Consider the following 25,215-nt stretch of genomic DNA (forward strand, 5'->3'; position numbering starts at 1 on the left):
ATGCGCGAGCTGCACAAGACCGCCGCCCCTGCACTCAAGGACCACCCCGTGCAGGGGCCTTCCGCCGGAAGCCCCGCACCTTCGGTCGGGACCGCCGCGTTCTACACCCGCAGGGAGGTCCGGTTCATCCTGGCGTTCGCCCTGCTCGGCACCCTGTTCGACGGGGCCGAGCTGAACCTGATCGGCTTCCCGCTGGCCTACATTTCCGACAGCCTGCACGTCTCCACCATTGCCCTGATCACCGTCGCCACGGTCCAGGGCTTCGCATCGATCCTGGGCGGGTTCGTCTTCGGCACCCTCGGCGACACCCTCGGCCGCCGACGGACGTTCGCGGTCTCGGTCCTTGCCTTCGGCGTCGCGGCAACCCTTGGCGGCCTTGCCACCAACTACGAAATCTTCCTCCTCACCCGGGTGCTCGCCGGCGTCGGGATGGGCGGCCTCTTCGGACTGTCCTTCTCGATGTTCACCGAATGCTGGCAGACCACCAAACGCGGCACCATGGGCGGCATCATCCAGTCCATGTACTTCGTCGGCGAAATTCTCACCGCCGGCCTCATCTACTTCTTCCTGTCCGTCCTCGGACACGACCTGGGCTGGCGGGCAGGCTACGTCGCCATCGGTGCGATCAGCCTGGTCATCGGCGCGGCATCGCTGAAACTGCTGCCCGAATCCAAACAATGGCTCAGCTACCAGGAACACCGCCGCAACGGCACCCTCCCGCCGGAGATCCGCCGCTCCAAAGTCCCAGTGATCGACATCTTCCGCCCCCGGTTCCTCTACGGGACCGTCCTGTTCATGATCCTGTCGACCGCGATGTTCCTCACCACGAACTCCGTCGGCGCCTACCTGTCCACCTACTTGCTCAAAACCCAGAAACTGTCCCTCGACACGGTCAGCCAGATCGTCCTGCTCGGTTACGTCGCCACGATCCTCACCTACTCGGCGACCGGTCTCATCTCCGACCGCATCCGCCGCAAATACGCCTTCACGGCAGCGTGCCTGTTCGGCACCGCAGGCTTCGCCTGGTTCCTGACCCTGCTCACCACAGGGCACGCGCAAATCACCGGCACCTTCTGGACCGCACCCGGCTTCTGGGCACTCATGATGTGCGCCGGCGGTGCAGGCGGCTTCGGTGTCCTCGGCGTCTGGATGTCCGAATTCTTCCCCACCCGCATCCGCTCCACCGGCTCCAGCGCCAGCTACTACGTCGGACGAGGCCTCGGCGCCGGAGTTTTCCCCCTCTTCGCCCTCACCCTCGCCGGAACCGTCCCGTTCGCCCTCGCCCTCGGAATCATCGGCCCCGCAGCAGGAGTCATCTTCTCCATCCTCACCCCCGACCGCACCGGCCGCACCATCGCCGAACTCGAATAAAACCACCACCCGGAAACCCCTCCCGGACCTAAGGACCGCAAGCCGTCAGGCCAGCCAACGGGCGAGCCATTGCGTAGACAGGGAGACCCTGTGCTGGATTGCATTGGTCTTGCCAGGGGCTTTGCTCGGCGCCGGCCTCTTGGCGATCCGGTCCGAGAAGTCTTGGCGGCGCGCCTGCCGGCTGGGCAGCAAAAGCTTTCCGTGGCTGCGGGTGACCGGCACCGACGGAGTGCACAGAACGGGCATGTTACATGAAGTGTTCATCCTTGAAGGTGAAGGCGGCAAGTGACAGCCAGTCGCCTTTCAGCTCAAGGACCCTTCGTGGGCAAAAATGCCGAACCGGGCGAGGAGCTCACCTTGCACCTGCACTCCGACGGCGGCCGGGCCCGCATCGTGGCTGTGGGAGAGCGTCCATGGTCTGTAATTGTTCGGCGGGAATGGCGGGTTAGCCGCAGTTTGAGATGGCGGCTTCGTGATGCGGTGTGTCGTCTAAGTGCGGTAACGGCCCGAGTCATCCTCTTTTCCGCCGCGTGATTTCATCGCCCTGACGCGGATCCTGGATAGGGTTGCTCAGGTGCGGCCCTTGAGATGGTCCCAGGCGACTCTGGCAAGCCAGAGTTCGGACACGTCCTTTGTCCGGCGCACGCTGCGTCCGGTGAGTGTCTCGATCTGGTTCAGCCTGTAGACGATGGTTTGGCGGTGCGTCCCTAGGGCGTCGGCGGTGTCCTTCCAGCTCAGGTCGTGGTCCAGGAATGTGAAGAGTGTTTCCCGTAGTGGAACGTACCTGGGTTCGTTGGTTGCGACGGGCCCCAGGACGGTTTGGACGATGAGGGCTGATTCGGTCCGTGAGCGCGCCAGCAGCGAAACGCGTTCCCCGTGGAATTCACGCCATTGCTCTCCGGAGGAAACGGCAACGGAGAACTCGGATGAGGCTTCCGCGATGGCGCCGGCCAGATCGCCAAGGTCGTGGTGTTCTGAGGAAACGCCGGCCGCCACGGAGAGTTGCCGGAGGATTTCCCGGACGGGTTCGACATCGGCTAGGGGGCTTATGAGAATTGTTCTTCCGTTGCTGCGGGTGGTGGGAAGATCGAGTCCGGACAACACGATGGCCAGTGGAATCCGGTTCTCCACTTCGGAATCGGTGACGATGGCGCGGTAGGCGACGTGCCCTTTCCCGTCGGCGAGCCACGAGGTGAGACGCTGGTCCGGCCGACCCGCCAAGGCGGAATCGAGCGTGGCGCCTTTTTCGCGGACCCGCTCTGTTGCTTCTTGGAGGATTGCGTTGGCGTCCACCGCGAGGACCTGGGTCAGGTGCACGAGGGAGAACCCATCCAGCTGGGCCCCGGGACTGACCGTCAGCTGTGTTGCTCTGTGGGTACGCAGCGGGTACCTGCGCCAATCTTCCCGGCCCAGGACTCCATTTCCGACGACCACGCATCCCGTGGCGTCGTCTATCACTTGAAGATCGGTACGGAACAGGTCGCGCAATGGTTTTCCGGTCCGCCTCTCCGCCGGGCTCTGAGCAGCCACGACTTGGTACAGCTTCGCCAGCACGAGGACGTCCATCGTTTGCCGGTTGGCGTTGGCGGCCGCGACGGTGCGCCCGATCGCCGCAAACGGTGTGTTGTGCCCGGTGGCCAGGACCGGGAACCCCCGGGCCTCGGACTCCTCAAGCATCGCCCTGGTCAAACGGGGCGCAAGATCGTCGTCACCGACCGTGATTCCGGCCAGGCCTGCTTCATCAAGGCTGGCGACGAACTCACGCTGTGCTTGGCTCTTCGAGGGAACGCACAAGCCGATCGTCATCAGCAGCTCGTGAGGACCCAGCCAACGGGCAGGCTCGGGCATCTCGCATGAATGGGCCCACAACACGGCCCGGTCAACCCCTTTCGCACCGCTGACGAGGCGGGTGTCCAAGCTGGGATCGGCGATGATGTCGGCAATGGTGATCGTTGATTTCACCTTTCAACATTCGTATGAAAAATCGGCTTTGTCTAGCAATAGTGCGAATGTACGACGTCAAGGGGCCTTCGTATCGTTGAGGACGAGATCGCGTCACGTGGCGTCGATCACCCCCAACCATCAAAGGAGATGTTTGTGAGCGGATTCTCTGTAATCGACGATGCGCCTGTGACACGGTTTCATCGGAAGCTCCTTATCGCATGCTGTGGAGGTCCCTTCCTCGACGGCTACATCATCAGCTTGATCGGCGTGGCCCTCGTAGGGTTCCTCGCCGAAATTCCGGCCAACCCTGTTGAACTGGGACTTATCGGCGCCTCCGGACTCATCGGCATTTTCTTCGGCGCGACAGTCTTCGGTGCCCTGACCGACAAAATCGGCCGCGAAAAGATGTACGCGCTTGACCTCACGGTGCTGGTCGTCGCTTGCGGGCTGACGGCATTTGTCGGTACCGCATGGCAGCTCATCGCCTTGAGGTTCATCATCGGGCTGGCCATCGGCGCGGACTACCCGATCGCCACCTCCCTGCTCACCGAATTCACGCCCCGCAAGCGTCGTGGTTTCATGATCGGGCTGTCGGGCTTCGCCTGGTCACTCGGGGCAATGACCGCTTTCCTCTTCGGATTCATCCTGATCAACCTCACCGGGGCGCACCCCTGGAGGATCATGCTAGCCTCCGGCGCGGTCCTGGGCCTGATCGTCGTCCTGATGCGCCGCGGGATCCCCGAATCCCCGCGCTGGCTGGCAGGCAAAGGCCGCCTTACCGAGGCCAGGGACGTCCTGACCCAAGTTTATGGTGCCGAAACAGCAGCAGAAGTCGATCTGGCCGCCGTGCCGACCGAGCAAAAGAGCTCCACCCTCCGGGACCTGTCCCTGCTGATCAAGGACGGATACTGGAAGCGGACCCTGATGTGCGGGGTGCTGTACTTCGCCCAGATCACCCCCCAATACGCACTCTACACTTTCGGCGGCGTCATCCTTGCCGCCACGGGGCTTAGCGGAGGAAACGCCGAAACCCTCGGTGAGTTGCTGATCGCGGCCTTGTTCGCCGTCGGCGTCATCCCGGCATTGAAACTGGTGGAAACCTGGGGCCGCCGGCCGATGACACTGGTGCCCTTCGCCTTGATGGCGCTCTCCCTAGGCGGGCTCGCGCTCTGGGTCGGCGCACCCGGATGGTTCGTCATCGCCGGGTTCCTCATTTACGCCTTCGTCTCCGGCGGCCCCAGCATTCTTGAATGGATCTACCCCAACGAACTGTTCCCCACCGAGATCCGCGCGACCGCAGTCGGAGCAGCGGTCGGTTTCAGCCGCATAGGTGCCGCCACCGGCACCTACCTCGTCCCGATCGGCATCGCCACCATCGGCATCAACTGGACTCTCGGGATCTTCGCCCTCGTCACCCTGGCAGCGTTCATCGCCTGTGCCGCCTGGGCGCCCGAAACGAAGGGCCGCTCCCTGGCCGAAACAGCACTTATCCACCCCAAACAAGGAGTACTCCTGTGACCACTGCGCCCCGCATCGCCGTTATCGGCGCCGGGCTGGCCGGCCTTGCCGCCGCGACCCGACTCGTCAAAACCGGCCACGACGTCACCGTGTACGAAGCCCGTGACCGCGTCGGCGGACGGGTCTGGTCCGAGACCATCACAGCTGCCGGCACCGACCATGTTATCGAGCGCGGCGCAGAATTCGTCCTCAACGGCTACACAACCCTCCGAAGCTATTGCACAGAGCACGGCCTGGACCTCGTCGACACCGGCATGAGCTACTACATCCGCAAGCCCGCGGACCGCCCCGAAGTAACGACCCAAGCTATGGCAACCCTCGGCAAACAGGCCGCCGCCGCAGCTGCCACCGGCCGAAGCGCCCGTTCCGTGGCTGATGTACTCGACGGGATCGGCGCCGCCGGACCGGTGCGGGAAGCACTCGAATCCCGTATCGAAGTCTCAACCGCCGTCCGCATCGACCAGGTCACCGCGGAGGAAACCCTTGACCACGTCGCGTCGTTTGAGCCCGGGCCGAGCTGGCGGATCGGTGGCGGCAACCAAAGCCTGCCCAACGCCATGGCAGGAAACCTGGGGGAGCGCATCCGGTTCGGGACGAAGATTGAAGCCATCGCCCAGACCGACGACAAGGTCATCATCAGCACCGGGAATCACTCGGAATTCTACGACTACAGCGTCGTAGCGCTTCCCTTCGGTGTTTTGAATTACTCAACGACACTGGGCATCGACCTGCCCAATTGGAAGCGCGAGGCAATGACACGTGTAGTGCAGGGAAACGCCGCCAAACTCCATCTCGCACTCGATAAGACGCCGGAAACAAGCGCGGTGATGAGTGTCGCCGACAGGTTCTGGACCTGGACCGCCATGGCCTCCGGCGGTGAAGTTGCCCCGGTGCTGAACTGCTTCGGCGGCGAACTCGGCCACCTCGAAACCCTCGGCATCGACGGGAACGGCAAGGAATGGGAAAAGCGCGTCCGTGACCTCCGTTCGGACCTCTCCATTGCCCCCCTCGACGCAATCTTGACCGCCTGGCCGTACGATCCGCTCGCGAAGGGGGCGTACACGGCCCACGCGCCAGGTTTCTCGACCCACGACGCCGAGGCGTTGGCAGCCCCGCACGGCAGGCTGTTCTTCGCCGGCGAGTACATCGACCGTGAATTCACCGGCCTGATGGAAGGGGCTCTGCGCAGCGGAGACCGGGCAGCACAGGCAATCATCAGCATCAGCGCAGGAATCGCAGCATGAGCATCTCGAGGGCAGAACAGATCAACCTGGCCGCCATAGACTGGCCCGAACCCGTCGCAATACCCGCTGAGCGCGTCATCATCGGAACACCGGCCGCCAGCACCGTCATCCTTAACGACACGCCCTCCCACCAGCTTGGCCTCTGGCAAGTCACCCCCGGCGAGTTCCACACCGAACACGCCGGCTACCTCGAATACATCCACATCGCCCACGGCTCCGGACAACTTGTCGACCAGTCGGGGCTCATCACTGAACTCGCCCCGGGCATCACAGTCCTCATGCAGCCCGGATGGAAAGGCCGATGGATAGTGACGGAAACCATCACCAAGGTCTACACCATCATCACCACCGCCTAGCAGTCTTCCACTCTGAATCTGCTTTGACCCTGATGGAAGCCGCCTTCTACCAGGCGGATTGCGTTTCGGATCTGGCTGTCGGTGATCCTGCGGGGGCGGCCGCCGAGGTCCTGTCCGGCTGCCCGGCGTTTTGCTGACCGAGTCGATGATGCGTTCCCGTTTGACCTCGTGTTCCATCTGCGCGAGGGCGGCCATGATCGTGAACAGCATCGATCCCATGGGTGTTGACGTCGCTGCCGCCAAGATTCAGCACACGCAGAGTCCGTAGGCTCTTCGCGAGAAGGCCCGCGTCTGAGGATGAGAGTTGAAGTTCCAACGCGGTCAGCGGGCTGGCGTCGATCAGTTCCGTCGTGCGGATCTCCGGATGTGACTATTGGTTGGGAATGACGTAGCCCGGACGAAACACTGGTTTCGTGGTTGACGTGATCTGCAGCTTGGTGGCGGGATGTCGCTGACAGTTACTGTGTGCGATGTGTCGCATAACCAAGAATGGATACACCGATTCAACCAGAAGGTTGCGAGACATGGATGTAAGAATCGTCGATCCCGGACACCCTCGAAAAACGGCGCGATTCCGCCGAAACCCGGGCCTCCTTCGCGATCGTTGCTTCGCGGTCGCCCGGCGTTGTGAGACGTCTCGTTTCCCCAGGGTTGTGAGCTGGCCCAGCATGTCTGAGTTAGGGCCTCTTTGGCGGGGAGCATGGGTGGGCGGCGTTCGTCGGCTGGCATGGTTTGGTAGGAGCGGTGTCAGGTCGGCTGGATGTTGCTAAAACTGTCAAGAGATTGACTGATTTGACAAAAATATCAAAACATGCGTCAAAAATGCATGTTTTGGTGAGGTGTCCTTCGGCCTGGACGGCCAGGCGCGGTCGTAGGCTGGGAGGCAAAGGCTGGTGCTGACGTGCGGATTTGTTGACTCGGGCAACCTTTCCCGTCGCCCGGTGGCCTCGTTGTCGTAGTTGTCATATTGGTCTTCGTCGGGGCGGGGCTGCAGTTGCGGGTTCTGGGCTGCTTGGAAAATCTTCGGGAGTCGGCTCTTGCTTTCTTGAATTAGTAAGCATGATGATCATTTCGTGCTCGCTGGGGGCGCAACGGATGCTCACTGGGGAGCACGAAATTTCGGGGGCGCAGCATGGCTGCTTTACGGTCTCTTTTGTCAGGTTTTGTTCTTTCTGCGGTTGTTGTCACGGGCCTTGCCGTGCCGTCGAACGCCGCCGTCACGCAGTTAGCGCCGGCGTCGGTGAAGCCGCCGGAAAGAACGACCTCCGCGTTGCAGCACCGGGTGCCCGGGGTGGACGCGGCGGCGGTGCCGGCGGTGGGTCTGGCGCCGATGGTTCTTCCGCCCGCGTCGGGGTCTTTGGGGAGCCGGTCGGGGATCAGGGGTGCGGCGGCGATGGTGACCCGGCATCTGACGGACATGAGTGCGTTGTCGTGGAACCCGACGAACGGGAACGTGGTCTTGACGGGGCAGTTGCTGCACGTGAAGGGCGCCGGCCGGGACCTGACGATTGGCTGGCGGTACAACTCCGAAAACGATGTCCGCCCGACCTTGTCGGTGGGCGCGAACGAGGCCGCGGTCACGGTGGGATCGGACAATTCGGTGGTGTACACGGCGCCGGACGGCGGGACGTACACCTTTGCTCCGGCAGGGACGGGGGCGTGGACGATGCCTCCGGGGTTGAATGCGACGATCACGACGTTCACGTCCACGGCGGTAACGATCCGGTTCAACGACACCGGGTATAGCAACGAGTACCAGCAGGTGGGTACCAGTTCCACGTTCCGGCTTGTCTCCGAGGATGATCAGAACGCGTCGGCGCCGAACAAGATCACGTACACGTACAACACGGCCGGGTTGTTGACGACGATCAACGACACCATCGGCGGCCGTCCGGTGACCTTCACCTATGCTGATCCGAACAACGCCGAGCAGCCCTCCCAGATCCACGACGACGCGCTGTCCCGGAACATCTATCTGCAGTATTCGGGTCCGAACGGTGCGCTGTCGAAGATCACCGACGCGACCGGTGCAGTGATGAGCTTCGGCTATGGCGGGGCGAACAACCAGATCACCACGATCACCGATGATGTCGGCACCGTGACCACGCTGGCCTACACGCCGTCATTCACCACGTTGAGCCAGGTGACGTACGCGACCGGCAAACCCGAGCAAAGCATCTGGCAATACACTTACGCTTCCTCCCCGACGGACGGGTTCCTGGGGTATGTGAAGGACCCGAACCTGAACACCACGCGGTTCCGGTCCTTCAGCGCGAACCAGGTCACGGAAGTCATGGACCCGCTCGGGCACCTGAACAACTTCACGGTCGACTCCCACGACAACATCACTACGGCCCAGGCGTCCCTGGGCAACACGACCACCTACACCTTCAACGCGAACAACTCGCTGACGAAGGTCACGGCCCCGGCCGGGGGAACCGGGGGCGGGGGAGAGATCTCCTTCACCTACCCCACCAACGCCGGGAACCCGCTGTCGAACTACCAGCCCAGCGGGGTGGTCAGCACCGAGAACCAAACCACGTCCTACAGTTACGACGCGAACACCAACAACAAATACCAGACCACCACGCCGGGCACGGGCGGGGGTGCCGGGGGAACGCCGACGCTGAACTATCAGGGCGACGCAGCCGGGACCACCTGCGGGGCGAAGAAAGGCCAGGTGTGCAAGTCCACCGACGGCAACGGCAACGTCACCAGCTACACCTACGGCGCCCTGGGCCAGCCGACCACCATCACCTATCCTTCGCCGCTGGGGGCGGTCACAAACGTCTACGATGACGCGTCCCGGCTGATCACCTCCACGGACGGAAAAGGCCAGGTCACCAACTACGACTACGACGACAACGACCGGCTCGTCCAGATCGACAAGGGCGTGAACTGTGCCAGCAACTGCGTCTCGTACACCTACGACACCCGCGGGAACCTGACCCAGAGCCAGGACGACACCGGGAACACCAACTTCACCTGGGATGCCCAGAACCGGCCCAAGACCAAATCCTTCTCCGGAACCACGACCACCGTGGCCTACGACGGGGCGTCCAACGTCGTCAGTTTCACCGACCCGACCGGGACCGTGAACTACGCCTACGACGCCGCGAACCGGCTGAGCAGCCTCGCCGAACCCGGCGGATCCTGCTCCGGGACACCGGCGTTCCCGAACAGCACCAAATGCACCGGCTTCGGCTATGACAACAACAACCGCCACACCACCACGAGCTATCCGAACGGGGTCGTGAACACCACCGCCTACGACGGCGCCTCCCGGATCACTTCCATCACAGCGACCAACAGCTCCAGCGCGGTGCTGGCCAAGCGGGCCTACACCTACACGGTCAACGGCACCAAGGACGGGGCGCTGCGCAAGACCCTGACCACTGAAACAGGGGCCGTCACCACCTACAGCTACGACGAAATCAACCGGCTCACCTCCGCCGTCACCGGGGCTACGACCGAGACCTGGGCGTACGACAAGAACGGCAACCGCACCCAGGACACCAAGACCGGGACCGCGACCGTCTACGCCGCCTACAACGGAGCCGACCAGCTCTGCTGGACCGGTGCCAGCACAGGATCCTGCGCCACCCCGCCCGGCGGGGCCACGACCTACAGTTACGACGCGAACGGCAACACCACCGGGGCAGGGGCCGCCACCCAGGTGTACAACATCTTCGACCAGTTCACCTCCAACACAGCAGGCGGCACCACGACGAACTTCACCTACAACGGGCCACGCAACGACAGCCGGCTCAGCGCCGGAGGCACCTCGTTCCTCAACGGTTCCCTGGGCATCACCCGTCAAACCACCGGCGGGGCGACCACCTCGTTCATCCGCGATCCGCAGGGTAACTTGGTCAGCATGCGCACCAGCACCGGCGCAAGCTTCTACTACACCACCGACGCCCTCGGCTCTGTCATCCTGCTCACCGACAGTACCCAAACCGCCGCAGCCACCTACGCCTACGACTCCTGGGGCAACACCACCAGCACCGGGGCGCAGGCCGCCACCAACCCCTGGCAGTACGCCGGAGGTTACAAAGACACCAGCACCGGGTACTCCAAATTCGGCGCCCGCTACTACAACCCCACCCGCGGCCGCTTCACCCAAGTTGATCCCTCAGGCCAAGAAACAAACCGCTACCTCTATGCCGGAGCTGATCCCGTGAATGAGACAGATCCGAGCGGCCTAGGTTTAGGCGATGTACTCGGCCCGACCATTGGGATTGCCGTCACAGGAATGGTTGCGCTGGCCGGCGCCCCACTCGTTACGGGACTTGCGGGCGCTATCGGTCTCGGCATTCTTTCAGTTGGCCTAGGGTCTGCAATTGGTGCTGGTACAACCTCCTTCTTGAACGGAGATAATCCTCAAACGGTTGCCAACAACACGTTCAACGGCCTCGGCCAGGGAGCGATTGCCGGGGCTGTTACTGGGTTCGCCGGAAGCGTTGGCGGTCTGTTCGGGAAGATCCTCGGAGGATAAAGTAGCTGGACTGATAGGAGGTCGATCACCATCAGCATTGGTATCCGCAAGGCGACCGTTTTCATCTTTTGTGTTGTATCCGCGGGATGGATTACCGCATGGGCGACTCGTTGGGGAGACAAAAACGAAGCCGTGTACCTTGCACTGGCCGGATTGTTTCTTCTGGGTGCATTGTGGTCTTGGTGGGAGCTGCATAGAGCCTTGAGAAGCAGGCAGAATCCGAGCATTCGAAAGAACGAATGACATGTCGATTCGTTCGTCATTTTCCTAGGTCAGATGCGGCACCGGGCATAGCCCCGAGAGTCAGTCGGTAACGGTGACGGTGGAGGGTGCTGGCCCTACGGCCGTCCCGGATCACGGTCGGCCAAAACCGATGCACGCAGTTCCTTTCGCCAAACGCGGCACGTTCTTAAGCCGACGGTGTAATAAGTGCCGGCAACCGCGCCGGAGCTGATCCGGCCCTGCAGTACACCGCGGAGAGGCCTGGCGTTTAACCCCTCGGCATCGGACAGGCCACCGGGCTCGAGTCCTTGCTTATGACCGGATTCTCCCACAAACATTTCCCGGAACGTACGGTCGGGAAAAGTGTGTGAGAACGGCTTCTGGGAAAGAAATGGGACTTGCCGGGTGCAGTGGACGGCATCTGGCGAGGTCTCCCGCAAAGGGCCGATTATGAGAGAACGACGTCGTCGTCGGCATGGAGACCTGTGGGTTTTGGCGGTGCTTGGCGGCGTTCTGTTGTCGCTATGTGTCGTGACTGCCTATCAGCTGAACGCTGACAGTAGTGCGTCTGCGCGGAGTCATTCAGGGCTAACGTGCCGGCCAAGGACCAGTTTCTACTGCGTTATGTGGTCGTTGCCGCGCATTCGAACGGCGACCACCAGACCGGAGGCGGCTGTGAGTGCAGCGACGGCCGCGATCGCTGCGGGAATGCCATACAGGTCTGCGAGAAGACCTGACAGAAGTGCACCGATGGCGAAGCCGCCGTCACGCCAGAGGCGGTAAATACCGACGGAGCGGGCCCGCCAGGTGGGGTGTGCGATGTCCCCGATGGCGGCGAGGAGGGCGGGGTAGACCATAGCCGTTCCGATACCGAGGAGGACTGCGGCGATGAGCCAAGGCCCGAAACTATGGGCTGCGGCGACTATTGCCAGTCCCGCGGCTTGGACAATCATGCCGGTCACAATGAACCATTTGCGGCCCCACCGGTCTGAGGCGGCACCGGTGAAGAGTTGCCCGGCGCCCCAGACCGCGGGATAAACGGCGGCCAGGATCCCTACCTGGTTCAGGTCTAGCCCGGCGCTGATAAAGAGGACCGGAAAGAGACCCCAGGCGAGGCCGTCGTTGAGGTTGTTCACCAGTCCGGCCTGGCTGGCGGCGGAAAGTGAGCGGTCCTTGAAGCTGGTGAGGGTGAAAATCTGTCCCGTGGTGAGGCCGGCGTCGGCACTCCTGTGTGCACTTACGTGCTGGGAGGCTTCCGTCTTGGCATGGTGGTGGGTCTCGCGAATGGTCAGAACTGACAGGCCCAACCCGAGGGCGATGTAGGCGGCACCGAGGAGGAACGGGCCGGGTCGGAGTCCGTACACGGACGCGATATACCCGGTCGTCAGGGCAGTGACGGCGACTCCGAGGTAGCCTGCTGCTTCGTTCAGACCCATGGCGAGACCGCGCTGTTTCGGGCCGACGAGGTCCATCTTCATGATCACGGCCGTGGACCAGGTCAGGCCTTGGCTGACACCGAGGAACACGTTTGCCGCAACGATCCATCCCCACGACGGGCCGAAGATGAGCATGAGCGGTACGGGGATCGCCACCAGCCAGCCCGCGACGAGGACTGGTTTGCGGCCGAACCGGTCACAGAGCGTTCCCGCGAAGTAGTTCATCGCGGCCTTGGACAGGCCGAAGGCAAGGATGTATGTCAGCGCGCTGGTGTACAGGTCCAGGTGGGAAACCTGCCCTGCCAGCAACGGCAGCACGGTGCGCTCCTGGCCAAGAGTGCCGCCCACCAGGGCGTTGACCGTCACCAGCAGCACGAACTGCGCCAGGTTCTGTCCCAGGCCCAGAGTGACGCCGGTGGAGTCCAGGGTGCTTCCCGCCTTTGTTCTGGCCATTCCGGGATGCTCGCTTTCGTGGCGGGGACATAAAGGTGCCCGGACGCGTGGGGGAACGCGTCCGGGCGGTCTAAGGGGCTACTTTGCTGAGACGGCGTTCTGTCGGCTCTGCTGGAAGGCGTCCCAGGCGGCGTAGCTGCCGTCGAGTTCGACGACGTCGTACCCGGCGCGGCGCAGGGCGCTGGCTGCCACGGAGTTCCGGACGCCGGACTGGCAGTAGGTGACGATGGTGCCCTCGGCGGGGAGCTTGTCCAGGTGCCACATGATCCGTCCGGCGCTGAGCTGGTACGAGCCGGGGATGTTCCCGGCGGTGTGTTCGCTGCGGTTGCGGACGTCCACGACCAGGGCGGCGTCGAAGCCCTGCAGGTCTTCGGGCTGGATCAGCTTCGGCGTGAAGGTGGGGAGTCCTTCGATGCTGGTGACGTAGCCGGCGACGTTGTCGATGCTAACCCGTACCAGGTGGTCCCACATGTCCATAGCCTGTTCCTGGTCTGGGGCGAGGAGTACCAGCGGGTTCTTGTCCGTCTCGGGGTTCACGACCCAGGCACCGTAGCTGGCCACGGACTTGCCTGCCGGCACGTTCAGGGAACGGGCAACAGTTCCTTCGTGGACGTCGCTGTTGGGGCGCGTGTCGATGAAGGTCAAGGTGTCTGCTTCGAGGCCGGCTGCGACGATGCCGGTTGCCAGTTCGGGCAGCGGCGTCCGCTCACCCATCACGACAGGGCCTTCACGGTTTTTCCGCTTCATCCGACCGAAGTAGGCGTGGGCGTCGGGCTGGCCGTCTAGGAGTTCCTCGATGAAGCCCTGCTCGTCATTGGCGGCGAGGTAGGGACCCCACCAGGCGTAGAGCCGCTCGTAGCCCACCGTAGAGGACGGGGTGGCGCCGAGGGCCTTGCCGCAGGCGCTGCCGGCGCCGTGGGCCGGGTGGACCTGGACGTAGTCCGGCAGGGTCAGGAACTTATCCCGGAGGCTGGCGAACAGCTGTTTGGCACCTTCAAAACGGGTGTCGATGCCGCCGGCTGCCTCGTCCAGCAGGTCCGGCCGGCCGAGGTCGCCGGAGAAGACGAAGTCGCCCGAGAGCAGGTAGCCGGGCTGGTCGCTGAACGCGCCGTCCGTGACCAGGAAGGACAGGTGCTCAGGGGTGTGTCCCGGGGTGTGCACGGCCTGGATGCTGATGTTGCCGATGGTGATCTTGTCACCGTCGTAGAGGCGTTCGCCGTCGAATTCGTACTGCCAGTCCGGGCCGCCCTCGCCGGAGACGTAGATCTTCGCGCCGGTCGCTGCAGCCAGTTCGCGGGTGCCGGAGAGGTAGTCGGCGTGGATGTGGGTCTCGGTGACAGCCACGATCTTCATGCCGTTCTTCTCAGCCAGTTCCTGGTACACCGCGATGTCGCGGCGGCCGTCCACAACAACGGCAGTGCCGTTGGCCTGGCAGCCAATCAGGTAGCTGGCCTGGGCGAGGTCTTCATCGTAAATGCGCTCGATAAGCATCTGGTGTTCTCCTTCATGGAGTGGGTGTCTGGGGGATTGATTCAAGTGTAATACCCCTGGGGGTATATCGCAATGAGGGATGTGCGCCGGGCAAACGGTACGAACGCTAGGCCTGCTGGTGGTTTTCGGAAGGCTGGAGTTTGTCTATGTCCAGGTTTTTGACGGCCTGGATGACCTCTTCGAGACCGGTGGCGTTGAGGGCTCCGGGCTGGGAGAAAACCAGCTTTTTGTCCTTGAAGGCCATGAGGGTGGGGATGGAGGTGATGTTCGCTGCGGCGGACAGGGCCTGTTCGGCTTCGGTGTCGACCTTGGCGAAGGTGATGTCCGGGTGCCGTTCGGCGGCGGCTCCGTAGGTGGGGGCGAACATGCGGCAGGGGCCGCACCAGGCTGCCCAGAAGTCAACGAAGACGATGTTGTTGTCCTCCAGGGTCTGGGCGAAGGATTGGTCGGTGATGTCGATGGTTGTCATGATCTGTCGTGTCCTTTCGGGCGGGTGGGGTGGTTGCCCTGCGGCGGGGTGCCTAGGTGGTGGGGAGTCCGGCGCGGGTCCAGGCGGTCATGCCGCCGGTCATGGTGTCCGCTTTGTAGCCGGCGCCGTTGAGGGCGTCGGCGACGGCGGCGCTGCGGTTGCCGCTGCGGCAGACGGCGATGACGGGCACGGCCGGGTCGAGTTCGCCCAAGCGGGCCTGCAGCTGGCCCATGGGGATGTGCAGGGCGCCGGGGATCATGCCTTCGGCGACTTCGAAGTCCTCGCGGACGTCCAGGATGCGGGCGGTGGAGCGGCGTTGGTCGGCTTCGGTAATGGTGATTTCAGCCATGGGGGTTCTCCTTCGAAGTGGTTCGGCTGGTGTGTGGAAGTGTTGCTTGCCTAGCGGACGGGTTCGCCGGTCTGGCGCCAGGCGGCCATGCCGCCGCGCATCGAGTAGGCGTCGTATCCCTTGGCGGCGAGGAGCCGGGCTGCTGAGGCCGAGCGGACGCCGGAGGCGCAGACGGCGATCACCGGACGGGTTTTCTGGATGCCGGCGGTGCTGGCCTGCAGCCTGTCCAGTGGGACGTGCTTGGCCTGAGGCGCCCGTCCGGTCCGCCATTCCTGGGCTGACCTGACGTCAATGAGCGTGGCCCCGGAGCCCAGGAGGTCCTTGGCCTGCGCTACCGAGATTGTCTTGTAGGGCTTGCTGAAGGCCTTCTTGAGGGAATCGATCAGTCCCATGGTGTTCTCCTCTATGGATGGGTCAGGCGGTGACCGTGCCGGCGGTGACCCACGCCGCGACGGCGAAGATGAGTACCGCGAAAGAGATGCGGATGTGCTTGTCCTTGAGGCGACGGGCAAACCGGGCGGCAACGAGCGATCCTGCGATGGCCGGGACCGCGAATGCCAATGTGGTGGTCCAGTCGATGGTGTAGCCGGCAGCGTGGGCGCTGAACCCGGCTGCGGAGTTGATGGCGATGATTGCCAGCGAGGTCCCAACGGCCTGCTTCATGCGCAGGCCCAGGAAGATGGTCAGTGCGGGGGTGATGAGGAAGCCGCCGCCCACACCCAGCAGTCCGGTGAGGAACCCGACGAGCAGGCCCACTCCCACGGCCTTCGGGGCGCAGGACCGGAAGGCCCTGCCCGGCCCGGTGCTGCAGGATCCCTCGGTTTCGCGGGTCTTCATGAGCATGCGGACGCCCGCGGCCACCATGATCACCGCGAATGCCAGCATCAGGATGTTTGGGTCCAGCAGCTTGCCTACGGCCGCGCCGGCCCAGGCTGCAGGGATGCCGGCACCTCCCACCAGGGCGATCACCGGCCAGTTCAGGCCCTCGCGGATCCTGGGGATCAGGGCTGCCAGGGAGGAGATGCCCACGACCAGCAGCGAGGTGGGAATGGCCTGGGCAGGGCTCATCCCAACGCCGTAGACCAGGGCTGGAACGGCGATGATGGACCCGCCGCCGCCCACTACGCCAAGGACGATGCCGACGGCCAGCCCCAGACCCAGTGCCGGGATCATGCCGCGGCATCCTCTGGGGCCGCCTGAACGGGAAGCTGCAGGATGGCGCTTTCGCGGGTGGGTTCGTTGGCGGCCTTGTTCCACGGCATGGCAGAGAGGGCCTTGCCCATGGCGCAGGTGTTGGTCGCGGCCGAGAACGTCAGGCCGGTCCCGATGACCCCGGCAAGCGTCCGGATCTTCGGAGAGACGAACTTGCCGCCTGCCAGGCCCAGGACCACGAGGGACCCGGCCACAAGGCGGACCTGCCGCTCAAGGTCCCAGCGGTTTTTGCCCCTGACGACGTCCCCGCCGGCGGCAGCGAAACCGGGTGCGCCGCCGGTCAGTACGTAGGCGGTGTCGATACCGGACTTGGCAAGGCGCTGGCGGGCCTGCTCGGCGCGCACGCCGGACTGGCAGACCAGGACCACGCGGGAGCCCAGGCGGGCGGCGAGCTCGTCAGTGTGCTCGGACAAAAGCGGCAGCGGCACGTTGTAGGAGCCGCGGATGTGCATCGATTCGAACTCGGCCGCGGACCGCACATCAAGCACCACCAGGTCCTGATGCTCACGGAACCACGCTTCGAGGGTTTCCGGAGCCAAGGCGGCGACGGCGGGGCCGGCTGAAGAGGAAGGGGAAGTCACGGAGGTCCTTTCGACACAATCTGAATACCCCACCGAGTATTACAGATACCCCCAGGGGTAGTCAAAACACCCTAGGGGGTATAGAATGGATGCAGCCCCGATCTTTGGAGAAACCCATGGAACTCAATCCTTCTGAACTCACCCCTGTCATCAACCGCCTCAAGCGGGCCCAGGGTCAGCTGTCCGCTGTCACCCGCATGCTGGAAGAAGGCAGGGACTGCAAGGACGTCGTCACCCAGCTGGCCGCCGTATCGAAGGCGCTGGACCGGGCCGGGTTCGCCATCATCGCCACGGGCCTCGAGCAGTGCATCGTCCAAAAGGACGAAACGATGGACAAGAAAGACCTGGAGAAGCTCTTCCTCTCCCTCGCCTAACCAAACCAGCCGTCGGGCAGCCCCAGGAGAACCATGACGTACACACTCACTACCACCGTCGACCTTGCATGGGCCGAAACCCTGGACCGCACCCGGGACGCACTGGCAGCCCAGGGTTTCGGAATACTCACGGAAATCAACGTCCGCTCCACCTTCGAGGCCAAGCTCGGAGCTGAAGCGGCCGACGCTGTAGGAGACTATGTCATACTCGGCGCCTGCAACCCGGCCCTGGCCAGCCGCGCCCTCGCAGCCGAACCGGAAATCGGTGCACTGCTGCCATGCAACGTGGCGGTGCGCCGGAACAGGAGCGAAAAAACGACCACAGTGGAAGCCATTGACCCCCAGACCATGGTCAAGCTCAGCGCTGCGCCGGCCATCAAAGAGGTCGCCGGTGACGCCGCCACCAGGCTGCGCAAAGCCCTCGCCGCCTTTGAGTGACCGACGGAAAACGGAATGTCCGCCACCGAGGGCACCCGGGCGCGGCAAGAAGGACCGGTCCAGGCCTGCCCACCCACGCAGCCGGTCCGCTTGAGCCAGGCACTTTGCCGGCATCCTGCACAGCGCAGCCAATGCGCGAAAATCGCTCAACCCGGAGCGACCATCGAAGTGGTGATCCAAGGACCCGGCGTCTGCGGCTGCCGCTGCGTGAACAGTTTGCGCTCTGCGGGACCAGGTGCAGGAGACCGGACGGCACGAGTCGGTCCCCGATTTGGCCAATGCCGTGCTTCTGTCAAGGGGGTTGTCGTGTGCGGCTTTGGTATTCCTAGGGGAGTCGCTCCAGAGCTTGCCCGAGCCGTCGGTCGCTGGCGGCCTGCCATGCTGGACCTGCTACGACCGCAGACGACTCGAAGGCAAAACCCGCATCCCGGCCATGCTGTCCCTGGCACGGCGCCGGCTGAGTGCCCTCTGGGCATGCTCCGCGACGGAGCCGCGCACAGCTCTGCTGTCGTCGGCCATGTCAACGCCGCTGCCGCTGCCGCGGCGGCTGTGGCCGCGCCGGGATAGGCCCCGGCCACCTGACGCTTTCGGTGAACGAATCACCACGAGCCACGTAGCGGCTCGAGGAGTGCCAGCGGTCCTGAAGCCAGCGGTGCCACTGTGTTTGCCGGGCTATCGGTGCCGGGACGTGCACCCGGGCCGTAGTGTTTCTGCCGGGGCGATGGTGCGCGGCGTCGGACCTGGTTGGTCGTGTTTTAGGGATTGCTGTTGAGGATGTAGTCCACCGCTGCCGGTCCTGTCATGCGCAGGCCGTGGAAGGCGCCGTTTTTGTTCTTCCCGTTCTTTTCCATGCGAAGGCCCGCGAGGCGCAGGGCAGTTCGGAAGGCGGGGTCGGGGAGAGGGACTTTTAGGTTCAGCGCGCACCAGCTGACGTAGAGTCCGTAGAACGCGTCTGGGTTGATCCCTGTATCGGATGCGTCATCGTGGATGATGCAGTCCTGGAGGAACTGGTTGATTTGTGGATCGGTCATCGGGTGCTCCGGGTGATTGGCCATGGGGTCCGGGTATTGCGTTTCGGGCCCGAACGGCGGAAGCGGGGTCGGATCCGTGGCGGATCCGAAGGGGCGGGTGCTGCCGGGCCTGCGGGGTGGTCTGTCTGGTCCGGGACGCGATTTTCAGGGCTGGGTTCCGTAGATGAATTCCTTGGCATGTGCGACGGCTTTCCTGAAGGCGTCGTTGCGCAGGGTGGTTTGCTCGGTGTTCCTGGGGTCGGTTTCGATGTAGTTGGTGTACCCGGGGCGCAGGATCCAAATGTCACCGGCCGGGGGCAGGTAGAACACCCCGAAGGAGCGGTGTTGGGGGTCCTCGGTCCAGATGGGCACGACCGCGACCGCGGCACCGGTGTCCGGGTTGATCCATTGGGCCCGGGGCATGGGTTGTTCGTGGGTTTCGGGATCCAGGAACGGGGCTGTTCCTTTGCCCCACCGCTTTTCGAAGCGTTCATAGAAGGCGGGTATCAATTGGTTGTCGTAGGGGCGCCAGGCGCTCATGGGGGTGTCCTTTGTGATTGCGCAGTCTTCGGCTTTCAGGGCCTGATCCGCAGGATCAGGGTATAGCCGCCTGGGGGAAACGGACCTGGCCGGGCCGGCATGTCCGGGGACCGTCCGCCGGGAGGCTTCCAGGTGACCGGTCCGATCAGCAGCGACGCGGCGGGAAGCAACGCCCCTGGTGTCCGCACGGTCACGCCGTGCGGCCGCACAGCGGTACTGTCCGGGGGCACAGCGGCGCTGTCCGGCCGCTGCGGCTTCGGGTTGGCCGTGGACCGTGGGTGTTCCCGGTCGTAGGCTGAGCGTTTTTCCGGGTTCCCGAGGATGGCGTAGGCGGTCATGATGTCCCGGAGCTCCTGCAGTTCGTCCTGCATCTTCGGTTCTTCGTGCGACGTCGGGGCAGTCGGGCCGGGGCCGGCGTGGTGTTCGCGGGCCGGTCGGGTGTCGGGGTGCGCACCGCGCATGAGTGCGCGGTACGCGCGGGCGACCTCGCGTGCGGTGGCGGTCGGGGCGAGGTGCAGGATGTCGTAAGGATCCGGGTCGTTGTTTTTCATCGGTCGGCCGTAGGGGTATTCAAGCAGGGGGACGGGGATGGTCCCCGGTTAGTTCAGCCGGGGACCATCGTTGCCGGAGCCACCCTCGGGGGCCACACGCGTTCATCAGCGTCCCGGGCTGTGAGGTGTCTGCGAACCCTATCGCCCTTTGGACGGGATGCGGCGTTGCGGTGCCGGTGCTCCCGGTCGGGGTGGCTGCGCCCGCGGTCAGGCGCTGATCTCCTGGCGCTGTGTCCCGGCGGTTTCGATTTCGATGCGGCGCGGTTTGGCTTTCTCGGCCACGGGGATCCGCAGGGTCAGGACTCCGGCTTCGTAGCTTGCTTTGACGCCGTCGGTATCAAGTGCGTCGCCGAGGATGAGCTGGCGGCTGAAGACGCCGCGGGGCCGTTCGGAGGCGATCAGTTCCGTGTCTTCGCCGGTGGGGTCCGGGCGTTCGGCTTTGACGGTCAGCACATTGCGTTCGACGTCGATGTCCACCGAGTCGGCGGTGACTCCGGGAAGGTCGAAGGCGACCACGAAGTCCTCGCCTTCCTGCCAGGCATCCATGGGCATTGCCGCCGGCCTGGCGGTCGTGCCGAGTACCTGCTGGGCCAGTCGGTCGAATTCGCGGAACGGGTCCGTTCGCATCAGCATGGTCTGTCACTCCTTGCAGATCGCAGTATTTTCCTTGTAAAACCAGCCGATCTATATCGGCTGATGTATATTTTTTATAGCACCGGGTATGTATGACTGCAAGAGTGGTTTTCGTGGAATTGGAGGTTCCGATGGGCCAGGCCGGGGACCCCGGGAGGGGTGTGTATGCGATTTCGGTCGCCGCCGAGCTGGTGGGCATGGGGCAGCAGAACCTCCGGCTCTATGAGCGCAAGGGTTTGCTGGAACCGGGCAGGACCTTGGGTGGGACCCGTCAGTACAGCGAGGATGATCTCGTGACCTTGCGTCGGATCGGTGAGCTGCTGGACCTGGGGCTGAACCTGGCCGGCATCCGGATTGTCCTGGTCCTGGAGGCCGACAACCGGCGCCTCGAGGGGGAGCTCAGGTCAGCGAACGCCGCACGGGACACCGCAACGTCCCCGCTCAGGAAATGATGTGACTTTGACCTTGGCCGGTGCGCACACGGGTGGGTCGAACCGAGGCCCCGGGGATTAAAGGCCCTGCCCTGACCGCAGGGCTCCGGATGCACCCGTCGGGGCAGGCCCGCGGGGCCTCGCTGCGCCCGGGCTGCACAAGCGTTTCTTGTCTTTTTTGTTGCTGTCCTCCGGGATCGTACGTGGCCGCTCCACCCCGTCCAGCCCTACCTGATTCGTCGGAGCCTGTTGGCGGGAAACCTTTGAACTCCGGCGCTTTGCTTGTTTAATGCGCAAACTTTCCCGCCGGTGCTCTTGCGGGCGGTGTAACGGGACTCCGTCGCCCACAGCTACGCGATGCTTTGCCAGCAGCCAAAAACCGGGGGAGAAGGGAGGGGGCCGGTCGCCGAAGCCGCCCCGCCCGCCGGAGTCTTCGGCAGTCGGGAGCACTGGGAGCCGGTGCCCTGGGCCGGTTTGTGTGCCCACGGTAGTCCGCGGTGTTCAGGGCAGGGCCGGGTAGGTGTTGAGGATGTAGTCCGTGGCTGCTGGTCCGGCCCTCCACAGGCCCGGGACCGGGGGGCGGATGCCGTGGTGTTTCATGCCTGCCCGGAAGCCGGTTTCGGTGGCCGGGGTGCAGCTGGTGATGCGGCACCAGCTCAGGTAAAGGCCGAAGAGTTCCTCTTCGGCGAGGCAGTGCTCGGGGTCCAGGTCCGGGATGGTGGCTTCGGAGAGGAAGCGGCCAAAGTGCGTGTCGGCCATGACGGGGGTCTTTCTGGGTGGGTACTGCTGCTGCCGGCCCGGGTGGCCGGACAAGGCAGCCGACACCGTGGCGGGGTACGGCGGCCGGGAATGAATGGTGCCCGGATGGCGGCACCGGCCGTGATGCGGGAGCCTGTAAAGGTCCGCGTGAAGGCTAGGACCGGGCTCCCCCTGGTACTACACTGTAGGTAGGAGCCGTAGGATTTTTTCTTTGTCTACACTGTAGGCCTATGGTTCGGGCAATGCAAGGGGTTGCTTGGGCTACGCAAGGGGTTTCGGGTTCCCGGGGGACCACGGGACGGCAGGAGATGGTCATGGAACGTGCAACAACGCCGGCGCGGGAGAGTGCCGGACGGCTGAGCCGCCGGATGGTGCTGGATGCGGCTTTGGAGCTGGTGGATGCCGACGGGGTGGACGCGTTGACCATGCGCCGGCTCGGGCAGGTGCTCGGCCGTGATCCGATGGTCGTGTACCGGCACGCGTCCGGGCGCAAGGAGTTGCTGGACGGGGTCGCCGAACTCGTCCTGGACGAGTTGGAGACGTTCCCGGATGACTTGCATTGGCACGGGCAGTTGCGCCGGATCGCCCATGCGCTGCGCCGGGTGTGCCTGCGCCACCCGAACGCCGTGCCGTTGCTGGTGACCGGCTCGTTGTCCACACCGCTGGGACTGCGCCCGCCCGGGACCCTGCGCCCGCTGGAACAGATCCTGGGGATCCTGATCCGTGCCGGGTTCCTCCCGGCCGATGCCTTGCACATCTCCCGGGCGTTTTACGGTTTCCTCTACGGCCACGTTTTGAACGAACTGCAGGAACTGATCGCGGACCCGGAGGAAAACGAAGCCTTGCTGCGCCTGGGACTCCAGCGCCTTCCCCTGCGCGACTTCCCGCACCTGCGCCACCTCGCCCCCGAACTGCTGGACTATGACGGGGAGAAACAACTCGAAGAGGGCCTGGACATCCTGCTGGCCGGACTCGACCAGCAACTCGCCGTCCGCGACAAAAGCTACACCTGAAACCCCGGACCGGCGCCCCGGCAGGTGCCGCGGGGCCGGCCCCGGTCCACGCGGCACGGTTGCGCAGGTCAGGGTGGTCGGGACGGCGGCGCCGTTGCACCGAACGGGGACGGCCCGGCAAGTGCAGTGCCGTTGTCCCCGCGTCACCACCGCCGAGCCCGCTGTCCGGATCCGCCAAGAGCGGCAGCGCTCAAGGGTGTCAACGCTGCGAGTTGTGGCCGGTGTCAGGGCGCGGCGGCAGACGGGGGCCGCCGCAGGCCGGCCGTGACACATATCCTGTTTCCATCAACGAACCGTCCCCGCCGCCGGTCGTGCCTGACGGATGCGCGGCAGCCTGGGCGGGACTATCCCGCCGGATTCATCAGGGCCGGGCGTCAGCCGGGGAGGTCGGTGATGATCTCGGTGACGGCCCAGCCGAGGATTTCCAGTTCCTGCGCCGGCGGGTCCTGCGCGGCGTAGAGGTAGGCTTCGAATTCGACAGGTCCGGCGCTTCCACCGTTTCCCCAGTACCTGGCCCAAAGCTGGTCCAGGGTGGCCGTGCCCCGTTTGAGGTATTCCTGCGCTGTCTTCCGTGGATCATCCATGAGTATCGTGCCCGCAGCCGTACGTCCATTCCAAGAGATACTAAGCACCCTTATTTTGTACTGTAGGCCGATCCACGGTTTTGGATCAAGGCGTCAACCGCGCAGTTCCCCCGTCCCGGGGCGCCCTGCAGCGGGGTGCGGGAATGCGGGGGCGGGTCCTACGATGGTGGTCATGGACCCTGCGGAGCACATTCTTGACCTGCACGAACTGGTGACCGGCACCGCCGACATCAAAGGCATCCTGAATGCGGTGACCGGTTTCGCCTCGGCTGCGGTGGCGCAGGCAGCGGGCGAAGGGATCGACTGCGCCTTGACGCTGCGCCGGCGCAAGCGGACGGCCACCGTCGCCGGCAGCAGCGAGAAGGCGGTCCTTTTGGACGCCATCGAACAAGGCCTGGGGCAGGGCCCGTGCCTGGAGGCCTTGGATGCCGGCCGCCCGGTGCTCCTGGCCGACGCCGGGTCGGACACCCGGTGGCCGCAGTACAGCCGGGCGCTGTCCGAGGCCGGGTGCCGGACGGCGTTGGGTGTGCCGATGGATCTGGGCGCCACGTCCGAAGCGGTGTTGAACTTTTTCGGGCCGCGGCCTGGCGTGTTCACCCCCGACGTGATCGACGCCGCGACAGGGTTCGCCGAGGTTGCCGGGAGCACTTTGCGCCTGGCGATCCGGATCGAAGCGGTCGAACACACCAACACCGACCTGAAGGCCGCGATGGCCAGCCGGTCCGTGATCGACGTCGCGTGCGGGATCATCATGGCCCAGAACCGGTGCACCCACGAGCAAGCCGTCGCGATCCTGACCGCAGCCTCAAGCCACCGGAACCAGAAAATGCATGCCGTCGCCGGCGACATCGTCGCGGCCCTGAACGGCGACCCGGAAAACCTGACACGCTTCGAGGACTAGAAACGAAACATGCCACGCACGGGACCGGGACCTGTTCCGGACCAGGACGGGCCGGGGCGCGTACGGACGGCCGCTCCTGATCCGGTGGCCGACAGCAGGGCCGGGTGTGCGGGTGTCTGACCAGTCCGGAGGGCTACTTCTGGTTCAACGGTTGCGGGTTTGCCGGTGTTTGACCTTCTGTCTTCACCGTGAACCAGTGTCGCCGTAGATAATCCCGCCAATCAAAGCGCCCGAAAGCAAAGGCCATCCGGCCCAGGCTGGCGAGATCGCGGCTTGGATCCCGTACGTCACCCCGATCCAGAGCAGAGCCATGAAAGCGGCCAGGATCCACGTGCGTCCTGCAACCCAGTCCCGCACGCTCCGCACCAGCCACCCCCAACCGTTCGTGGCCCGCCACCCCCGCACCGGTCCTGGCATCGTAGAAAGCCAAAGCCCCGGGCGGAAGACCCGCGGGAGGCGACAGCATCTGACATTTGCATACACCCCCGACCCCGCTGCCCGCCGCGGGGTCCCGGGTGCGCCGCGCACGCGAGGATCGGGCCTCGCTGCGCTCGGACTGTACAAGCATTTTCTTGTCTTTTTTGGCTGCTGTCCCAAGGGATTGTACGTGTCCGCTCCACCCCGTCCAGCCCCATCGTTCCTCCGGGGCCTGCGGGCGGGAAACTTTGCTCCGGCGCTCGTTCCTCGCTGATTTCCTCCTCAAAATTTCCCGCCCTTGCCCTTCGGGTGGACGGGCCTCCGTCGGCCACCGCTCCGCAAGCTTCGCCAGCAGCCAAAAAGCGTCGGGGGGAAGGGGACGCTGGCCGGTCACCTGAGCCGCCCCGCCCACCGGATCCT

At 64.5% G+C, this 25,215-nt stretch carries 26 protein-coding genes and 1 pseudogene; 10 read left to right on the forward strand and 17 right to left on the reverse strand.

All coding sequences use genetic code 11. The annotated features are described in order from the left end of the window. Positions 1 to 1,371 carry an MFS transporter gene (locus ABCW42_RS20755; RefSeq protein WP_423183365.1) on the forward strand — a complete coding sequence of 457 codons (1,371 nt, stop codon included), beginning with the start codon at positions 1 to 3 and terminating at the stop codon, positions 1,369 to 1,371. Between the two features lie 45 nt (positions 1,372 to 1,416). Here ABCW42_RS20755 and ABCW42_RS20760 read toward each other — a convergent pair whose 3' ends face one another. Continuing rightward, on the reverse strand, positions 1,417 to 1,617 hold the full coding sequence (locus ABCW42_RS20760) for a hypothetical protein (protein WP_423185068.1): 201 nt from the start codon (positions 1,615 to 1,617) through the stop codon (positions 1,417 to 1,419). A gap of 324 nt (positions 1,618 to 1,941) precedes the next feature. Continuing rightward, a complete protein-coding gene (locus ABCW42_RS20765; protein ID WP_423185069.1) occupies positions 1,942 to 3,333 on the reverse strand; it encodes a PucR family transcriptional regulator in 1,392 nt (463 codons plus the stop codon). Positions 3,334 to 3,501: 168 nt separating this feature from the next. Here ABCW42_RS20765 and ABCW42_RS20770 point away from each other — a divergent pair, with 168 nt between their 5' ends. Genes ABCW42_RS20770 through ABCW42_RS20780 form a run of 3 tightly spaced genes read left to right on the forward strand, consistent with a single transcriptional unit; the run spans position 3,502 to position 6,433 of the window. Beyond that, entirely contained in the window at positions 3,502 to 4,833 is a 1,332-nt protein-coding gene (locus tag ABCW42_RS20770; protein WP_423185070.1) for an MFS transporter, read from the forward strand. After that, the gene (locus ABCW42_RS20775; RefSeq protein WP_423185071.1) at positions 4,830 to 6,077 is read left to right on the forward strand and encodes a flavin monoamine oxidase family protein; all 1,248 of its coding nucleotides are present in this window, start codon (positions 4,830 to 4,832) and stop codon (positions 6,075 to 6,077) included. The genes ABCW42_RS20770 and ABCW42_RS20775 overlap by 4 nt, the downstream gene beginning before the upstream one ends. After that, on the forward strand, positions 6,074 to 6,433 hold the full coding sequence (locus ABCW42_RS20780; RefSeq protein ID WP_423185072.1) for a cupin domain-containing protein: 360 nt from the start codon (positions 6,074 to 6,076) through the stop codon (positions 6,431 to 6,433). The genes ABCW42_RS20775 and ABCW42_RS20780 overlap by 4 nt, the downstream gene beginning before the upstream one ends. Positions 6,434 to 6,471: 38 nt before the next feature. On the opposite strand, the pseudogene ABCW42_RS20785 reads toward ABCW42_RS20780, so the two are convergent. After that, positions 6,472 to 6,692 (reverse strand): annotated as a pseudogene (locus ABCW42_RS20785) (recombinase family protein); the annotation flags it as partial. Positions 6,693 to 7,586: 894 nt separating this feature from the next. Here ABCW42_RS20785 and ABCW42_RS20790 point away from each other — a divergent pair. Further along, on the forward strand, positions 7,587 to 10,931 hold the full coding sequence (locus ABCW42_RS20790) for an RHS repeat domain-containing protein (RefSeq protein WP_423185073.1): 3,345 nt from the start codon (positions 7,587 to 7,589) through the stop codon (positions 10,929 to 10,931). Positions 10,932 to 11,767: 836 nt separating this feature from the next. On the opposite strand, the gene ABCW42_RS20795 is transcribed toward ABCW42_RS20790, so the two are convergent. The 7 genes from ABCW42_RS20795 to ABCW42_RS20825 all read right to left on the reverse strand — a co-directional run bounded on the left by ABCW42_RS20795 (position 11,768) and on the right by ABCW42_RS20825 (position 17,144). Then, the gene (locus tag ABCW42_RS20795; protein WP_423185074.1) at positions 11,768 to 13,042 is read right to left on the reverse strand and encodes an MFS transporter; all 1,275 of its coding nucleotides are present in this window, start codon (positions 13,040 to 13,042) and stop codon (positions 11,768 to 11,770) included. 78 nt (positions 13,043 to 13,120) lie between these two features. Continuing rightward, complete coding sequence (locus tag ABCW42_RS20800; protein ID WP_423185075.1) at positions 13,121 to 14,533, reverse strand: MBL fold metallo-hydrolase; 1,413 nt, start codon at positions 14,531 to 14,533, stop codon at positions 13,121 to 13,123. A gap of 106 nt (positions 14,534 to 14,639) precedes the next feature. Continuing rightward, entirely contained in the window at positions 14,640 to 15,002 is a 363-nt protein-coding gene (trxA, locus tag ABCW42_RS20805; RefSeq protein WP_076797777.1) for a thioredoxin, read from the reverse strand. Between the two features lie 52 nt (positions 15,003 to 15,054). Next, positions 15,055 to 15,351, reverse strand: a complete 297-nt coding sequence (locus ABCW42_RS20810; RefSeq protein WP_076797778.1) for a rhodanese-like domain-containing protein — start codon at positions 15,349 to 15,351, stop codon at positions 15,055 to 15,057. A gap of 50 nt (positions 15,352 to 15,401) precedes the next feature. Next, complete coding sequence (locus ABCW42_RS20815; RefSeq protein ID WP_423185076.1) at positions 15,402 to 15,743, reverse strand: rhodanese-like domain-containing protein; 342 nt, start codon at positions 15,741 to 15,743, stop codon at positions 15,402 to 15,404. Positions 15,744 to 15,765: 22 nt separating this feature from the next. Continuing rightward, positions 15,766 to 16,524: a sulfite exporter TauE/SafE family protein gene (locus ABCW42_RS20820; RefSeq protein WP_423185077.1), complete on the reverse strand. Its 759-nt coding sequence runs from the start codon at positions 16,522 to 16,524 to the stop codon at positions 15,766 to 15,768. Beyond that, positions 16,521 to 17,144 (reverse strand): rhodanese-like domain-containing protein, encoded by a 624-nt coding sequence (locus ABCW42_RS20825; RefSeq protein WP_423185078.1) that lies wholly within the window; start codon positions 17,142 to 17,144, stop codon positions 16,521 to 16,523. The genes ABCW42_RS20820 and ABCW42_RS20825 overlap by 4 nt, the downstream gene beginning before the upstream one ends. 116 nt (positions 17,145 to 17,260) lie before the next feature. Between ABCW42_RS20825 and ABCW42_RS20830 the strand changes: the two genes are divergently transcribed. Continuing rightward, the gene (locus ABCW42_RS20830; RefSeq protein WP_076701482.1) at positions 17,261 to 17,518 is read left to right on the forward strand and encodes a metal-sensitive transcriptional regulator; all 258 of its coding nucleotides are present in this window, start codon (positions 17,261 to 17,263) and stop codon (positions 17,516 to 17,518) included. A gap of 33 nt (positions 17,519 to 17,551) precedes the next feature. Further along, positions 17,552 to 17,956: a DUF302 domain-containing protein gene (locus ABCW42_RS20835; RefSeq protein ID WP_423185079.1), complete on the forward strand. Its 405-nt coding sequence runs from the start codon at positions 17,552 to 17,554 to the stop codon at positions 17,954 to 17,956. A gap of 755 nt (positions 17,957 to 18,711) precedes the next feature. Here the strand turns inward: ABCW42_RS20835 and ABCW42_RS20840 are convergent. From ABCW42_RS20840 to ABCW42_RS20855, 4 genes are all read right to left on the reverse strand, one after another. Next, the gene (locus ABCW42_RS20840; protein WP_423185080.1) at positions 18,712 to 18,987 is read right to left on the reverse strand and encodes a hypothetical protein; all 276 of its coding nucleotides are present in this window, start codon (positions 18,985 to 18,987) and stop codon (positions 18,712 to 18,714) included. A gap of 144 nt (positions 18,988 to 19,131) precedes the next feature. Beyond that, positions 19,132 to 19,506 (reverse strand): hypothetical protein, encoded by a 375-nt coding sequence (locus ABCW42_RS20845; protein WP_133206100.1) that lies wholly within the window; start codon positions 19,504 to 19,506, stop codon positions 19,132 to 19,134. A gap of 35 nt (positions 19,507 to 19,541) precedes the next feature. Continuing rightward, a complete protein-coding gene (locus ABCW42_RS20850; protein ID WP_423185081.1) occupies positions 19,542 to 20,057 on the reverse strand; it encodes a J domain-containing protein in 516 nt (171 codons plus the stop codon). 207 nt (positions 20,058 to 20,264) lie between these two features. Further along, positions 20,265 to 20,690, reverse strand: coding sequence for an Hsp20/alpha crystallin family protein (locus tag ABCW42_RS20855; protein ID WP_423183389.1), 426 nt, complete (start codon positions 20,688 to 20,690; stop codon positions 20,265 to 20,267). A 131-nt stretch (positions 20,691 to 20,821) separates the two neighbouring features. Between ABCW42_RS20855 and ABCW42_RS20860 the strand changes: the two genes are divergently transcribed. Further along, the gene (locus ABCW42_RS20860) at positions 20,822 to 21,142 is read left to right on the forward strand and encodes a MerR family transcriptional regulator (RefSeq protein ID WP_423185160.1); all 321 of its coding nucleotides are present in this window, start codon (positions 20,822 to 20,824) and stop codon (positions 21,140 to 21,142) included. A 480-nt stretch (positions 21,143 to 21,622) separates the two neighbouring features. On the opposite strand, the gene ABCW42_RS20865 is transcribed toward ABCW42_RS20860, so the two are convergent. After that, the gene (locus ABCW42_RS20865) at positions 21,623 to 21,880 is read right to left on the reverse strand and encodes a hypothetical protein (RefSeq protein ID WP_423185082.1); all 258 of its coding nucleotides are present in this window, start codon (positions 21,878 to 21,880) and stop codon (positions 21,623 to 21,625) included. A 314-nt stretch (positions 21,881 to 22,194) separates the two neighbouring features. On the opposite strand from ABCW42_RS20865, the gene ABCW42_RS20870 reads away from it, so the two are divergent. Beyond that, on the forward strand, positions 22,195 to 22,893 hold the full coding sequence (locus tag ABCW42_RS20870) for a TetR/AcrR family transcriptional regulator C-terminal domain-containing protein (protein WP_423185083.1): 699 nt from the start codon (positions 22,195 to 22,197) through the stop codon (positions 22,891 to 22,893). A gap of 374 nt (positions 22,894 to 23,267) precedes the next feature. On the opposite strand, the gene ABCW42_RS20875 is transcribed toward ABCW42_RS20870, so the two are convergent. Beyond that, positions 23,268 to 23,477 carry a hypothetical protein gene (locus ABCW42_RS20875; protein WP_423185084.1) on the reverse strand — a complete coding sequence of 70 codons (210 nt, stop codon included), beginning with the start codon at positions 23,475 to 23,477 and terminating at the stop codon, positions 23,268 to 23,270. 172 nt (positions 23,478 to 23,649) lie between these two features. Here ABCW42_RS20875 and ABCW42_RS20880 point away from each other — a divergent pair, with 172 nt between their 5' ends. Then, positions 23,650 to 24,378 carry a GAF and ANTAR domain-containing protein gene (locus ABCW42_RS20880; protein ID WP_423185085.1) on the forward strand — a complete coding sequence of 243 codons (729 nt, stop codon included), beginning with the start codon at positions 23,650 to 23,652 and terminating at the stop codon, positions 24,376 to 24,378. Between the two features lie 183 nt (positions 24,379 to 24,561). Here ABCW42_RS20880 and ABCW42_RS20885 read toward each other — a convergent pair whose 3' ends face one another. Then, the gene (locus ABCW42_RS20885; RefSeq protein ID WP_423185086.1) at positions 24,562 to 24,795 is read right to left on the reverse strand and encodes a hypothetical protein; all 234 of its coding nucleotides are present in this window, start codon (positions 24,793 to 24,795) and stop codon (positions 24,562 to 24,564) included. Positions 24,796 to 25,215: the final 420 nt, after the last annotated feature.

Source organism: Arthrobacter sp. NyZ413 (genome assembly GCF_049390645.1).
Lineage (GTDB): Bacteria > Actinomycetota > Actinomycetes > Actinomycetales > Micrococcaceae > Arthrobacter.

Coding starts and splice junctions, on each gene's coding strand:
- ABCW42_RS20755 (WP_423183365.1), top strand. CDS start 1: ATGCGCGAGCTGCACAAGACCGCCGCCCCTGCACTCAAGGACCACCCC.
- ABCW42_RS20760 (WP_423185068.1), bottom strand. CDS start 1,617: ATGCCCGTTCTGTGCACTCCGTCGGTGCCGGTCACCCGCAGCCACGGA.
- ABCW42_RS20780 (WP_423185072.1), top strand. CDS start 6,074: ATGAGCATCTCGAGGGCAGAACAGATCAACCTGGCCGCCATAGACTGG.
- ABCW42_RS20795 (WP_423185074.1), bottom strand. CDS start 13,042: ATGGCCAGAACAAAGGCGGGAAGCACCCTGGACTCCACCGGCGTCACT.
- ABCW42_RS20800 (WP_423185075.1), bottom strand. CDS start 14,533: ATGCTTATCGAGCGCATTTACGATGAAGACCTCGCCCAGGCCAGCTAC.
- trxA (WP_076797777.1), bottom strand. CDS start 15,002: ATGACAACCATCGACATCACCGACCAATCCTTCGCCCAGACCCTGGAG.
- ABCW42_RS20810 (WP_076797778.1), bottom strand. CDS start 15,351: ATGGCTGAAATCACCATTACCGAAGCCGACCAACGCCGCTCCACCGCC.
- ABCW42_RS20815 (WP_423185076.1), bottom strand. CDS start 15,743: ATGGGACTGATCGATTCCCTCAAGAAGGCCTTCAGCAAGCCCTACAAG.
- ABCW42_RS20820 (WP_423185077.1), bottom strand. CDS start 16,524: ATGATCCCGGCACTGGGTCTGGGGCTGGCCGTCGGCATCGTCCTTGGC.
- ABCW42_RS20830 (WP_076701482.1), top strand. CDS start 17,261: ATGGAACTCAATCCTTCTGAACTCACCCCTGTCATCAACCGCCTCAAG.
- ABCW42_RS20835 (WP_423185079.1), top strand. CDS start 17,552: ATGACGTACACACTCACTACCACCGTCGACCTTGCATGGGCCGAAACC.
- ABCW42_RS20840 (WP_423185080.1), bottom strand. CDS start 18,987: ATGACCGATCCACAAATCAACCAGTTCCTCCAGGACTGCATCATCCAC.
- ABCW42_RS20845 (WP_133206100.1), bottom strand. CDS start 19,506: ATGAGCGCCTGGCGCCCCTACGACAACCAATTGATACCCGCCTTCTAT.
- ABCW42_RS20850 (WP_423185081.1), bottom strand. CDS start 20,057: ATGAAAAACAACGACCCGGATCCTTACGACATCCTGCACCTCGCCCCG.
- ABCW42_RS20855 (WP_423183389.1), bottom strand. CDS start 20,690: ATGCTGATGCGAACGGACCCGTTCCGCGAATTCGACCGACTGGCCCAG.
- ABCW42_RS20860 (WP_423185160.1), top strand. CDS start 20,822: ATGGGCCAGGCCGGGGACCCCGGGAGGGGTGTGTATGCGATTTCGGTC.
- ABCW42_RS20865 (WP_423185082.1), bottom strand. CDS start 21,880: ATGGCCGACACGCACTTTGGCCGCTTCCTCTCCGAAGCCACCATCCCG.
- ABCW42_RS20870 (WP_423185083.1), top strand. CDS start 22,195: ATGGAACGTGCAACAACGCCGGCGCGGGAGAGTGCCGGACGGCTGAGC.
- ABCW42_RS20875 (WP_423185084.1), bottom strand. CDS start 23,477: ATGGATGATCCACGGAAGACAGCGCAGGAATACCTCAAACGGGGCACG.
- ABCW42_RS20880 (WP_423185085.1), top strand. CDS start 23,650: ATGGACCCTGCGGAGCACATTCTTGACCTGCACGAACTGGTGACCGGC.
- ABCW42_RS20885 (WP_423185086.1), bottom strand. CDS start 24,795: ATGCCAGGACCGGTGCGGGGGTGGCGGGCCACGAACGGTTGGGGGTGG.